The sequence below is a fragment of the Silvania sp. genome, assembly GCF_051656365.1.
In the GTDB taxonomy this organism is placed as follows: domain Bacteria; phylum Pseudomonadota; class Gammaproteobacteria; order Enterobacterales; family Enterobacteriaceae; genus Enterobacter; species Enterobacter hatchlandensis.
Map to the genome: position 1 here is coordinate 142,105 of NZ_JBOGBT010000094.1, position 12,078 is coordinate 154,182.

10 protein-coding genes and 2 pseudogenes are annotated in these 12,078 nt (G+C 52.6%); 8 read left to right on the plus strand and 4 right to left on the minus strand.

Translation table 11 applies throughout. From position 1 onward, the window contains the following. Positions 1-14: 14 nt before the first annotated feature. From ACRDD5_RS18695 to ACRDD5_RS18705, 3 genes are all read right to left on the minus strand, one after another. Positions 15-1,256: an MFS transporter gene (locus ACRDD5_RS18695; RefSeq protein WP_391488317.1), complete on the minus strand. Its 1,242-nt coding sequence runs from the start codon at positions 1,254-1,256 to the stop codon at positions 15-17. 277 nt (positions 1,257-1,533) lie between these two features. Then, complete coding sequence (locus ACRDD5_RS18700) at positions 1,534-2,925, minus strand: MFS transporter (RefSeq protein ID WP_438677636.1); 1,392 nt, start codon at positions 2,923-2,925, stop codon at positions 1,534-1,536. A gap of 45 nt (positions 2,926-2,970) precedes the next feature. Then, on the minus strand, positions 2,971-4,059 hold the full coding sequence (locus tag ACRDD5_RS18705) for a cellulase family glycosylhydrolase (RefSeq protein WP_438677637.1): 1,089 nt from the start codon (positions 4,057-4,059) through the stop codon (positions 2,971-2,973). Positions 4,060-4,244: 185 nt separating this feature from the next. Here ACRDD5_RS18705 and ACRDD5_RS18710 point away from each other — a divergent pair, with 185 nt between their 5' ends. The 6 genes and pseudogenes from ACRDD5_RS18710 (at position 4,245) to ACRDD5_RS18735 (ending at position 9,406) form a co-directional block, all read left to right on the plus strand. Then, positions 4,245-5,252 (plus strand): LacI family DNA-binding transcriptional regulator, encoded by a 1,008-nt coding sequence (locus ACRDD5_RS18710; protein ID WP_438677638.1) that lies wholly within the window; start codon positions 4,245-4,247, stop codon positions 5,250-5,252. 150 nt (positions 5,253-5,402) lie between these two features. After that, positions 5,403-6,686, plus strand: a complete 1,284-nt coding sequence (gene gabT / locus ACRDD5_RS18715; RefSeq protein ID WP_438677639.1) for a 4-aminobutyrate--2-oxoglutarate transaminase — start codon at positions 5,403-5,405, stop codon at positions 6,684-6,686. Between the two features lie 196 nt (positions 6,687-6,882). Then, on the plus strand, positions 6,883-7,656 hold the full coding sequence (locus tag ACRDD5_RS18720) for a type IV toxin-antitoxin system AbiEi family antitoxin (protein WP_438677640.1): 774 nt from the start codon (positions 6,883-6,885) through the stop codon (positions 7,654-7,656). Beyond that, a complete protein-coding gene (locus ACRDD5_RS18725; protein ID WP_438677641.1) occupies positions 7,649-8,566 on the plus strand; it encodes a nucleotidyl transferase AbiEii/AbiGii toxin family protein in 918 nt (305 codons plus the stop codon). Before ACRDD5_RS18720 ends, ACRDD5_RS18725 begins: the two co-directional genes overlap by 8 nt. Before the next feature lie 116 nt (positions 8,567-8,682). Further along, positions 8,683-8,826: pseudogene (locus ACRDD5_RS18730) on the plus strand (4-aminobutyrate--2-oxoglutarate transaminase); the annotation flags it as partial. A 49-nt stretch (positions 8,827-8,875) separates the two neighbouring features. Beyond that, a complete protein-coding gene (locus tag ACRDD5_RS18735) occupies positions 8,876-9,406 on the plus strand; it encodes a redoxin domain-containing protein (RefSeq protein ID WP_438677642.1) in 531 nt (176 codons plus the stop codon). 103 nt (positions 9,407-9,509) lie between these two features. Here ACRDD5_RS18735 and ACRDD5_RS18740 read toward each other — a convergent pair. Beyond that, a pseudogene (locus ACRDD5_RS18740) lies at positions 9,510-9,842 on the minus strand (DUF1493 family protein). Between the two features lie 263 nt (positions 9,843-10,105). On the opposite strand from ACRDD5_RS18740, the gene ACRDD5_RS18745 reads away from it, so the two are divergent. Both ACRDD5_RS18745 and ACRDD5_RS18750 read left to right on the plus strand, forming a co-directional pair. Continuing rightward, complete coding sequence (locus tag ACRDD5_RS18745; RefSeq protein ID WP_438677643.1) at positions 10,106-10,438, plus strand: SymE family type I addiction module toxin; 333 nt, start codon at positions 10,106-10,108, stop codon at positions 10,436-10,438. Between the two features lie 628 nt (positions 10,439-11,066). Further along, positions 11,067-12,017, plus strand: coding sequence for an HNH endonuclease (locus ACRDD5_RS18750; RefSeq protein WP_438677644.1), 951 nt, complete (start codon positions 11,067-11,069; stop codon positions 12,015-12,017). Positions 12,018-12,078 lie beyond the last annotated feature (61 nt).

The following is a 12,078-nucleotide window of genomic DNA, read 5'->3' on the forward strand; positions in this document are numbered from 1 at the left end:
AACTCCGGGAACAGTTAATCCAGCACTTTGCCGGCGGTCTCTTTGGCCAGCCACACGGCAATGAATGAGATAAGCGCGGTGATCATCACGTACCACGCAGGAGAAAGCGGATCGCCGGTTAGCGAGATCAGGCTGGCGGATGCCAGCGGCGTGACGCCGCCGAAGATCGCCACGGTAAGGTTGTAGGCGATGGCGATGCTGCCGTAGCGAATGGCGGTCGGGAACAGTTCAACCATTGCCGCGCCGCAGCCGCCGTTAAACATGGCGACAAAGATGCCCAGCATGCTCATGGCCGCGATGGAGGACCCCACCGATCCCTGGCTCATCACCAGCATGGCCGGGTAAGTGAGCAGGATGAAGCCCCCGCAGCCCATCAACATCAGCGGGCGACGTCCCCAGATATCGGAGAGATAGCCGGTGATCGGCATACAGACCGCGACGCTCAGTAATCCGAGCGTGGTGATGAGATAGGCGTCGGTTTTGCTGTAGTGCAAATGGGTCGAGAGATAGCCCGGCATAAAGGACTGCAGCACCCAGCTGCTGACCGCTTTGACCACCACGAAGCCGGTGCAGAACAACAAGGCGCGTGAAGAGGTGGAGAGCGATTTGCGCAGGGGCGATTTCTCCAGCTTGCCGGTCTGTTTCAGCTTTTTAAATTCGCTGGAGTCTTCCATATTTCGGCGCATATACAGCCCGCCTAACCCCAGTGGGGCCGCCAGCAGGAACGGAATGCGCCAGCCCCAGTCGTTCATGGCGCTTTCGCCGAGCGTATGGGTGAGAAACAGAACCAGCCCGGAGCCACAGACGAAGGCCATAAAACTGAAGTTTTCACTCCAGCAGGTGAGCGTGGCGCGCCGGTTGGGTTTGGCGCTTTCGGCGAGATAGGTAATGACGCCTGAGCTTTCACCGCCAGCGGCAAAGCCCTGCACCAGACGGGTAATCACCAACAGCACCGGGGCGAGTATTCCTACCTGATGCCAGGTCGGCAAAATGCCCATCACGAAGGTGGAGCAGGAGGTGATCACGATGACGGTCACCAGCACCTTACGCCGCCCTAACCGATCGCCCATCGAGCCAAAGAAGAGCCCGCCCAGCGGACGCATCAGAAAGCCAGAGCCGAAGACCGCGAAGGATTTCAGCAGCCCAATGACCGGATCGCCGCTGGCGAAGAAGTTGGTGGCGATAATCGCCGCCAGGGTGCCGTAAAGCCCGAAATCAAACCACTCGATAAAATGACCGATGCCCGCCGAGAGCATCATTTTGGTTCTGCTTTGGGCAGGCGCTTGCTGCCCGGCAGGAGCGTAATCACCTGCGAATTCAGAGTCGGTATTAGCCATATAACCTCCTGAGGTCAGGAAAGGTGTCAACAAATGTGACGTGATTGTTATGAAGCTGAGTGTAAGGAATCCGCAGAGGCTGACGAGCGCATGATCGTGATGCGTGAGGGGAATCAAAGAAGCGTGGAGAGAAATGTTTTACATAGTGAAACAGCGGTTAAAACACTGACGCCTGCTGAGCAGACGTCAGGCTTTTTTAGTTTACCGTAGCCGGACGATCAAGCCGCTCCTCATCGTGTTTATCCACCGTGCCACTCCGACGCTCCGCCAACAGCCGACAGATCTCCGCATGCTTCTCCTCGGTAAAGGTAAAGCGCGACATCACCGCAAGGCGGATCAGCGAGCCTATCGCGGGCAGCAGGCAGATACCAAAGAACAGCCCGGCAAGCACGCCGTCGCTCTGGGTTTGCGCCTGCGGTACATAGTCAATCAGGGTTAAAAACACGCCGATTAACCCGCCGCCCACTGCCACCGACATCTTGCCGGTAAAGGTCTGCCCGGAGAAGGTGATCGCCGCGCAGCGCTTGTGAGTGTGGTATTCGGCATACTCAATGGTGTCGGCAATCATCGACGAGGTGAGGATGTTGGTCATCATCACGAACAGGGTGCTGAGGCCAAGCAGGATAAACAGCAGCGCCGTGTGCTGATAGCCCGCAAACCACATCACCACGCGCACCGCGACATCCAGCCCGCAGAGGATCATAAACAGCTTTCGCTTCTGCATTTTGCGCGTCAGCATCGGCGCGATAAGACAGACCACCGCCGCCACGATCCCCATCACGCCGATCGCCATCTGCAGGCCGCCGTCGCCCATGTTGTAGATAAAGAAGTAGATATAAATGCCGTTGGCGACGTTGTGGAACACGCAGAAAAAGAACGACATCAGGATGATAAACAGCGGCTTATTCTGACGCAGATTGTGGAAGGTATCGCGCATCGTCACCTTTTCCGGGCTGGGCGGGACGCGCTCTTTAATTTGCATAAAGCCGTTTAACATTAACGGCAGGCCGACCATCATCATCACCAGCGCCGCCATAAAGTAGCCTTTGTCGCTGCTGTGCTGGGCGAAGAACGCCGCCAGCTTGGGGAAGAAGATGTTGGCGCAGGCGATCCCGGCATTGACCCCTAACATGGCCGCCGTCACCGCCCGGGTGCGCTGGCCTGAGTCGTTGGTCATCACCGACGACATCGACCAGAACGGGATATCCGAGATGGCGTACAGGGTCCCCCACAGGATATAGGTCACCCCGGCGTAGAGGATTTTGGTGGTCATGTCCGCTTCGATTTTATAGAACGCCAGCAGCGTGACGCCGGTGATCAGCAGCGGGGCGATCAGCATAAAGTGACGAAACTTACCAAAGCGGCTGTTAATGGTGTCCATGATGCTGGCAAACAGCGGATCGTGGATCGCATCCCAGGCGCAGGCAATCAGGAAGATGGTACTCGCCGCCAGGGCGGAGATCCCCAGCACATCGGTGTAAAAATAGTTAATAAACGAACCCACTAAACCAAAGCTAAAACACTGACCTAAACCATAGCCAAAATAAGACCACAACTCGCGAGACGGTATTTTCATTGTCATTGCCATAGTGCGTACCTGGTTGCCCGGCGGCGAACCGCCGGGTCGTTATTATTAGCCCTGCACGTTCGGAGCAATTTTACGCAGCTTTTGCAGCAGTGCGATTTCAGTGCGTGAGAACGGGATACCGTTCTCTTCGAACACATCGTGGAACCACAGGCGGCAGTAGTCGGTGGACTCTTTCATCACCACCGGCCACGGCAGCCAGGTCTGGGTTTTGCCGCGCACCAGCCCCCACTGATAGGGGGCGACTTTCGCCATATACATCAGCGGCAGCTGCTCTTCGATAGTGCCGCCTACGTGGCGCGCCAGCCATTCGGTACAGAAGATCGGGCGGCCCAGCTGCTGCAGCTGCTGGATAATCGCCGTCATGCGACCGGTATTGGTATAGGCGTGGTAGCTCACCACGTCCGACAGTTCCAGCGCGGTCTGGTCCAGCGGATGCTGATAAAAGGTTTCGCCCTCCTCTTCTGCAGGCAAGCGCCATGCGCAGACCGTGAGCGGCTGGGAAGGATCTTCTTCACGCACCCACTGGAAGGCCCGCTTCATCAGGTCATGAGCGAAGGTTTCCAGTTTTGCATCGTACAGCACCTCTTCGGTGCCGGTGGCAAAGATGCCGCGGTTGCCCGGCTCGTTGTAGAGATCCCACAGCAGCACGCGCTTATCGTCGCGGAACTGGCGGACAAGGTCGCGGATATAGCGTTCAATGTGCGGCCAGCAGTCTGGATCGCACACCTTGTCGCGCCCAGGACTTGCCGCCGCCTGGCTGTTATGTTTGCCCGGCACCGGCGGCTTTTGCGGCCCGAGGTAGGGCTCATCGCCGGAGAAACCGCAGTCGTCCATTAGCGTCAGCATGGTGCTGAAACCGTGGTTGTCGGCAATCGTCAGGAAGTGGTCGATACGCGCCATCAGGCCGTCGCGATCGTGCTCCCAGACGATAAACGGCAGATTGATGCGCAGGGTGTTATAGCCCGCGTCTGCGGCCCAGCCCAGCTCGCGGTCGATGGTGTTGGCATCGAAGGTCTCTTGCTGCCAGATATCGGTCCAGTTCACCGCCGTCGACGGCAGATAGTTAAACCCGCACAGCCAGCCCTGCTGCTGGTACCACGTCTGCGCCTGTTCCTTGCTCCACTGCTCTTTCATTGTTGTTCCTCTTGCTGATAATGTTTAGCTAATAAATATTAGTCAGGGCAGCAATGCGCAAATCGTGGTGTGCAGAAAAGCGACCGCACTCACAAAGATCGCTGCGGCATCAAGAAGAAACGTGATCGGCGGCGCGTCTGTAGGCAGTTAGGGTATGATGCGAATTCGCCAGAGGGAGAGAACGGATGAAGCGGAAAAACAAAGTCACGATGAACGATATTGCGCGTACCGCGGGCGTGTCGCAGGCGACGGTATCACTGGTGCTTAACCAGTCGCGTAACATCAAGCTCAGCGACGAGACCCGCCAGCGGGTGATCGGCGTCGCCACCGAGCTGGGCTACGATCGTCTGCCCGCCATCCATACCCCGCGTAATCAGGCGGAGATTGCGCTGCTGGTCAGTTCGCTGCAGAGCTACGATCCCTTTATCGATGCCATCAGTCAGGCGCGGGAGGCGGCCTGGCGCAACGAAACGCTGCTCACCCTGTATGATTACGGCGACGACGTGGCGCTGGCCCTCAACATTATTCGCCAGCTGGAAAAGCGAAACTGCGTGGGGATTATTCTCGCCTCCCCCGTCACCACGCTGGTGGATATGAGTGATTTTCAGGACTGTACCCGCCTTCCGCTGGTGCTGCTGAACCAGCGCGACCCCGCCTCGCCCCTGCTGCCGTCTTTTATCCCCGACGACTACGCCAACGCGTTTCAGGTGACCAAACATCTGCTCGCCTGCGGCGCAACGCGCATCGCCCATATCACCGGGGAAAGCTGGATGGAGGCCTCCCGCCAGCGGCTGGCAGGCTACCAGGCCGCGCTGCAGCAGGCAGGTTTACCCTGCGACGACAGCCTGGTGCGCCAGACCAACTGGCAGTTTAACGAGTCGTTCACCGCGACCGAGTCCCTGCTGCGGCTGGAGAAACACCCGGACGCCATTTTCTGCGCCAGCGACTGGCTGGCGATTGGCTGCTATCAGGCACTGACGGTGGGCGGCGTGACGATCCCCGACGATATGCTGCTGGCGGGTTACGACGATCAGAAGATTTCCGAGCAACTCACGCCCGCGCTCACCAGTATTCAGCTGCCTTACAGCGAGCTGGGACGCCTGGCGGTGGAGTATTTGTGCAACGAAGAAGATGCCGCCACGCATGTGACGCTGGCGGGCAGACTGAAGGTGCGGGCGTCGAGCTCACGTTGAGCACCTGTAGGCCCGTGCAAGCGCAGCGCCGCCGGGCGCCATAAAAAAACTCCGCACCTGCCGTGAAGGATCGCTGTACGACATCTACGATCAATTGTAAATCAACGATATGTATCGGCCTTTACGACATCTGATTCCGGAGAACCGCTAATGAGCACCAATAAAGAGTTAATGCAGCGTCGCAGCAATGCCGTCCCGCGCGGCGTGGGACAGATTCACCCGATCTTTGCCGCCCGGGCGGAGAACTGCCGGGTGTGGGATGTGGAAGGCCGGGAGTATCTCGATTTTGCCGGGGGCATCGCGGTGCTCAACACCGGGCATCTGCACCCGGAGGTGGTTCGTGCAGTAGAAGAGCAGCTGAAAAAACTGTCGCATACCTGCTTCCAGGTGCTGGCCTACGAGCCCTATCTGGAGCTGTGCGAGATCCTGAACCAAAAAGTGCCGGGCGATTTCCCTAAAAAGACTCTGCTGGTGACCACCGGCTCCGAAGCGGTGGAGAACGCGGTGAAAATCGCCCGCGCGGCCACCAAACGTAACGGCACCATCGCCTTTACCGGAGCCTATCATGGCCGCACCCACTACACCCTGTCGCTGACCGGGAAAGTAGCCCCGTACTCGGCGGGCATGGGGCTGATGCCGGGCCACGTCTATCGCGCCCTCTATCCCTGTGCGCTGCACGGCGTCAGCGACGACGACGCCATCGCCAGCATCCAGCGCATCTTTAAAAACGACGCCGCGCCGGAAGATATCGCCGCGATTGTGATTGAACCGGTGCAGGGCGAAGGCGGTTTCTACGCGACCTCGCCTGCTTTTATGCAGCGCCTGCGCGACCTGTGCGACGAGCACGGCATCATGCTGATTGCCGATGAAGTGCAGAGCGGCGCGGGACGGACCGGCACCTTCTTCGCCATGGAGCAGATGGGCGTGGCGGCGGATATCACCACCTTTGCCAAATCCATCGCTGGCGGCTTTCCGCTGGCGGGCGTGACCGGACGCGCCGAGGTGATGGACGCCATCGCCCCCGGCGGACTGGGCGGTACCTACGCGGGCAGCCCGATTGCCTGCGCCGCCGCGCTGGCGGTGATCAAGGTCTTCGAGCAGGAAGACCTGCTGCAAAAAGCCAACGCGGTGGGCAACACCCTGCGCGAGGGGTTACTGGCGATAGCCGAAAAACACCGCGAGATTGGCGACGTTCGCGGGCTGGGGGCGATGATCGCCATCGAGCTGTTTGAGGATGGCGACGCCCATAAACCACACGCCGCACTGACGGCGCAGATCGTCGCCCGGGCCAGGGATAAAGGTTTGATCCTGCTCTCCTGCGGCCCGTACTATAACGTGCTGCGCATTCTGGTGCCGCTCACCGTGGAAAAGGCGCAGATCGAGCAGGGGCTGGCAATTATCGCCGAGTGTTTTGACGAGGCGACGCAGGGTTAATTTTTACGCCCGGTGCAAGCCGGGCCGTTAACGTGTTGATGACAAGGCTTATGTAGTCGCTGATTGAATCAGAACGATTGTTCTGGAAAAACGCTAAAGCCGTGGTCAGTTTTTGTTGACCACCACAGCCGTACGTTGACTTTTCACTCACTAAATAGTTTACTTTTTTTATTATAGTTACACCCTGAGTGAATCTATGACATCGAAATTAAACTGGCTGTTGCAAAACACCTCTCCGGGAAGCCTGGTTTTACAATCGTGGCTGACCCGGAACAACATATCGCCTTCTCTGGCTTTTAAATACGCGCAAAATGGCTGGTTAATAAAACTGCGGGCTGGCGTTTATGCGCGCGCAGGACGAGAACCAGACTGGAGTGATGCGCTATGGTGTCTGCAAAACCAGCTTGAAGCGCCGGTGCATCTGGCCGGACTGAGCAGTCTCTCCTGGCAGGGCCGTTCCCATTACCTGCAGCTTAAACAGAGCCAATGTTGGCTTAGCATTGAAAAAAAAGCGATATTACCTAAATGGTTTAAAGAATTTCCCGGCGTTGAGTGGTTGGTGGTATCGGCTCTGAAGCTCCCTGAATTGGATGAAAAATTCCGAACTGAGCTTGAGGTGAAAGGGAAAAGCATAACCGCCAGCGTACCAGAACTGGCAGCCTACGAGCTATTAAGCGCAGTACCTCAGACAATCTCATTTGAGCACGCTGCCGAGCTTTTTCAGGGGCTGGTCAATCTCAACCCACGTAAAGTGGAGAAGCTGCTTACACTCAGCCAGTCCGTACAAACCAAACGCCTGTATCTCTTTTTCGCCAGTTTCTATGAACATGCATGGTTCAAACGCGTGGATACCAGCAAAATCGACCTGGGTTCGGGCAACCGACAAGTCGTTATTAATGGCAAGCTGAACACGCAATACCAGATTACTGTGCCCGAAAATTTTACTAAGAGGGGAATAAGCCATGGATAAAACCTCCCCCTACTACCGCCAGGTCGCCCTGCTGGTGCAAACATTACCCTATGTCGCTAACGAGCCCTGTTTTGCGCTGAAAGGCGGAACGGCGATCAACTTATTCATCCGTGATTTTCCCCGATTGTCCGTTGATATTGATCTGGCCTACATCACGCTGGATAGCAGAGAGGTCGCGTTGCCCAACGTGCGGGAAGCGCTCACCCGCATCGCAACACAACTGGAAAAACAAGTCGGGATCAATGCAGTACTGCAAATCAATAACCCTGATGAGATGCGGATCATAGCCACCACGGACGACGCGCAAATTAAAATCGAAGTTTCGCCCGTTGCCCGGGGAACATTGTATCCGCCGCAAGAACGCGACGTCGTCGAAACCGTAGAGGAAGAATTTGGTTTTGCCGCGATCCCAGTTGTCTCACTGCCTGATTTGTACGGCGGCAAGCTATGTGCCGCGTTAGATCGCCAGCACCCCAGAGATTTTTACGACGTCAAAGTGCTCCTTGATACACAAGGGATCGATCGCGCGATATTCAATGGTTTTATCGCTTACTTGCTCAGCCATAATCGCCCCTTGTCCGAAGTGCTTAGCCCACGCTGGAAAGATATTACCGAACCCTTTCAAAATGAATTCAGCGGCATGACTTTTGAGGAGGTATCACTAGAAGAGCTAAGAGAGGTCCCGGAAAGAATGCTCAGCGCGTTGAAAGCGCATTTCACTCAACAGGATTTCGACTTCCTGAGGTCATTTAAACGCGGCGAGCCTGACTGGAATTTAGCACCAGAACCCCACATTCAGAATTTGCCAGCCGTTCAATGGAAGCTGCGCAATATTGCACGGATGTCTGAGGAAAAGCGCGCGCAGTCACAGGAGAAACTGGAAAAGGTCATGACAGAATGGCTACGTTAGTTTATTAAATTCAGTATAGTTACACTAATAGTGAAACTATATCATTCTTTATAAACCAGCAAAGCCGTCTCGGGATCCATTGCCTTCCAGCACTTAACACCAGGATTACTATTGTCCTGGTAAAGGGTTTGATCCTGCTCTCCTGCGGGCCATACTATAACGTGCTGCGCATTCTGGTGCCGCTCACCGTGGAAGCGGCGCAGATCCAGCAGGGCCTGGACATTATCGCCGCCTGTTTTGACGAGGCGACGCAGGCTTAACGCATTCAATATCACCCGCATTTTGGTGCGGGCTGGGGAGTGGATGAATATGAGTCGCTACACAAAAGCACCGGACCTGGTTGTTGATCAGTGGTTTAACACCCCTGCACCGCTCACCCTGCAGTCGCTGCGCGGTAAAGTGGTGGTGATGGAGTCTTTCCAGATGCTGTGCCCCGGCTGCGTCTCCCACGGCCTGCCGCAGGCGTCGCGCATCTTCGCCACCTTCCCACAGGATAAGGTGGCGGTTATCGGGCTGCACACGGTATTTGAACATCATGACGTGATGACCCCGCGGGCGCTGGAGGTGTTTCTGGCCGAATTCCGCATCCCCTTCCCCGTCGGCGTGGACAGACCGTCTGTGGACAACGACATTCCGCAGACCATGCTGGCCTATGGCATGCGCGGCACGCCGACGCTGACGATAATCGATCAACAGGGGAATGTGCGGCAGCAGCATTTCGCCGAGGTGAATGATTTGGCGCTGGGGGCGGAGATTGGCGCGTTGCTAAGTGAAGTGGTGGTGCGTGAGGGTGAAGAGGATGTGGGAGCGGGGTGTGGGGATGAGGGGTGTGCGGTTTGACTATCTGGCAGAAAAGGCACCGGAGGTGCCTTTTTTAATTAGCTGATGATCATTCGGAAATAAGTATACTGCTGCCGCCATATATTTAGCGCCTTGCTTATGATTAGTCGTATAGCCATTTCCCGGCTTTTGCTGATTCGATTAACATGCCGATTGTGAAATCGGGCACAGGAACAGGAGAAAACTTCTTGAGTGGATTCCAGGAAAAAGGCTCATCGGGATAATAGGTCTATATATTAAAGCTACCTCTATTAACCTCGAACGCTTTAAAAAATTCTTCCATCATTTCTTCTGCTTCGTCTACATCGAGTCGCATATCCGTATCAAGATCTGTATCTGCATTAAGTAATTTTTGTTTTCTCTCATTATTAATCAGATACACACCATTGTGACTTCTTACAAGGGCATAGATACGAACTTTAAGATGCTCTTCCATAATTTTATATTTCACCTGGCGATTAGGTTGTTATCGGATGCAGCACAGTAATTAGAAAGAATGCATAAAACGGTGACAATCACCGCCAACCGTTTATATCATTAATATTCAAAAACTGTCTAATGGCGCTTATTACGTTTTATATTAATCTGGACTTATTTTTATTTACTGGTTAGATTTACAGGGTAATTTAACGCAACACGGGCATGCGCCAACATGCCCGTATCGCTCATCACAATCACTATTTACTGAGAATAGCGACCATGACTGATATCGATTGTATTGCAGAATCACTGCAACCAGAAGTATTTGAAGCTAGAGACCGCGTATTTACCGTGAGTTATGCGACGCGCTATGAGGATCACCTGCGCATTCCTGCCTTTATCATGAAAGGACTGTGGCTGAACGAAGCCGGATTTAGCACTGGAACCAAAATAGACGTGAAGGTAATGAAGGGCTGCATGATCCTCACATCACGACAGGAAGAACCGGTGATCGAGAAGATGATGCGTGAGATGAGCAAGCTCTCGGCACATGAACAAAATCAGGTGATGGATTTTGTTGGGGTCATCACCGGGAAGCTTCGAAAGGCCTAAGATAGCGATTGAATGGGTAAGGCGCCGATGGGCGCCTTTTTTGTTGTCTGGGAGATGCAGGCAGTTTGCTCGGGTGGAGTTTTGCGATAATCTGTGAGAAATCTTGTGTAAATGCCCGAATATTAAAGGTTACTATATAGGTAGTTACCGATCTCGATAATAAAGCGACTCATTGCAAGCCGCCAGTTCTGGATCAGAATACTTCATTTTTTTGACACATCCATAATCGCAAGATAAGTAATCTACCGTATTAAGCACTACGTCGGGAACACTTTGAGCTTCTTAATTTGGCAAGGATTACACTGTATGACAACTCCGTCATACTAAACACACAAAACTGATGTAACAGCGCAATTATTCTTACTGTAAAGAGGAATGCCATCAAAAGCAACCAGTTGAAATATATGAATTATTTCATATAGTACTAAGCACAATTTAACCGATGACCAAAAACCAATAGAAATAATGTGCCTAGTGCTCCACGTGCTAAACTAGGATCTATGGTCTTTTTAACAAAATAATCTTATGTAGTTGCACAACCAAAAAACTTCACAGTGGGTATAGACATCTTGATTGTTACTACTTTTACACGCATGATGTTACTCAGTTTTCGATGTAGAGTATAAATATGAATACTGCAAAATCACTAAGCCAAAAATTATCTGAAATGAAAACCGCAAAATATGGGGAAGATATTACATTAAATAAGCCACTGCTAGTTTTATATAGCCTATCAGAATATAAGAAAGGTCATAAACGGATGTTTGATTATGACACTGAGGTAAAACCTAATCTCAAAAAACTATTAAAAAAATATGGACCCAAAAGACGAGGATATGCTACTGACATGCCATTTTGGCGCTTACGGCATGACGAATTTTGGACACTTGAAAATGCTGAAGCTTGCTCAACAAACGGAATAAAAGAACCTAAAGAAGTCGAGCTAATACTAAACAATGTTGCGGGGGGATTTGATCAACCCTCATTTTCACTTCTGGAGATGAGACCAGATATTATTGATGAATTAGCTAATGAAATTATTATTAAATTTATACCTAAAGAATATAAAGGCGAACTGTTAAAAGAATTAGGATTTGAAAAAAAAACCAATATTAATTCCTACTCTGTGCTGAGAAACAATACGATTCTTGCCCAAAATGATATAGCAGCAATAGAGCATAATAGGCTACTTTCTGACTCCACAAAGTTGAGGCTAATCGAGGCAAGAGTTGGGCAAGGAGATTTCCGTAAGCAATGCATTAATTTATATCCGTCTTGTCCTGTAACTGGGATAAATTTCCATCCTTTACTCCGTGCTAGTCATATTAAACCGTGGGCAGATTGTAAATCGGTAAAAGAGCGCCTAGACCCATATAATGGAATTATGCTAGCAGCACACATAGATGCATTATTTGATGATGGATGGATTTCATTTAAAAACCACGGGGAAATTATTGTTAGTAATAAACTAGATTATCAAACATGTAATGTTTTGAATCTTCCAACATCGGTAAGACCTTTTACTGACAAGTCTTTTGATTACTTAAACTGGCATCGAGTAAGAGTACTCAGATGGTGAACCCACCACATGAAATAGTGCTAAAATAAATTATCTTAAATATTTTAACTTTGAAGAACGC

What these genes read in the sequence shown, in the direction of transcription:
- gabT (WP_438677639.1), top strand. Translation starts at nt 5,403, where the DNA reads ATGAGCACCAATAAAGAGTTAATGCAGCGTCGCAGCAATGCCGTCCCG.
- ACRDD5_RS18735 (WP_438677642.1), top strand. Translation starts at nt 8,876, where the DNA reads ATGAGTCGCTACACAAAAGCACCGGACCTGGTTGTTGATCAGTGGTTT.
- ACRDD5_RS18725 (WP_438677641.1), top strand. Translation starts at nt 7,649, where the DNA reads ATGGATAAAACCTCCCCCTACTACCGCCAGGTCGCCCTGCTGGTGCAA.
- ACRDD5_RS18750 (WP_438677644.1), top strand. Translation starts at nt 11,067, where the DNA reads ATGAATACTGCAAAATCACTAAGCCAAAAATTATCTGAAATGAAAACC.
- ACRDD5_RS18695 (WP_391488317.1), bottom strand. Translation starts at nt 1,256, where the DNA reads ATGCTCTCGGCGGGCATCGGTCATTTTATCGAGTGGTTTGATTTCGGG.
- ACRDD5_RS18700 (WP_438677636.1), bottom strand. Translation starts at nt 2,925, where the DNA reads ATGGCAATGACAATGAAAATACCGTCTCGCGAGTTGTGGTCTTATTTT.
- ACRDD5_RS18705 (WP_438677637.1), bottom strand. Translation starts at nt 4,059, where the DNA reads ATGAAAGAGCAGTGGAGCAAGGAACAGGCGCAGACGTGGTACCAGCAG.
- ACRDD5_RS18745 (WP_438677643.1), top strand. Translation starts at nt 10,106, where the DNA reads ATGACTGATATCGATTGTATTGCAGAATCACTGCAACCAGAAGTATTT.
- ACRDD5_RS18710 (WP_438677638.1), top strand. Translation starts at nt 4,245, where the DNA reads ATGAAGCGGAAAAACAAAGTCACGATGAACGATATTGCGCGTACCGCG.
- ACRDD5_RS18720 (WP_438677640.1), top strand. Translation starts at nt 6,883, where the DNA reads ATGACATCGAAATTAAACTGGCTGTTGCAAAACACCTCTCCGGGAAGC.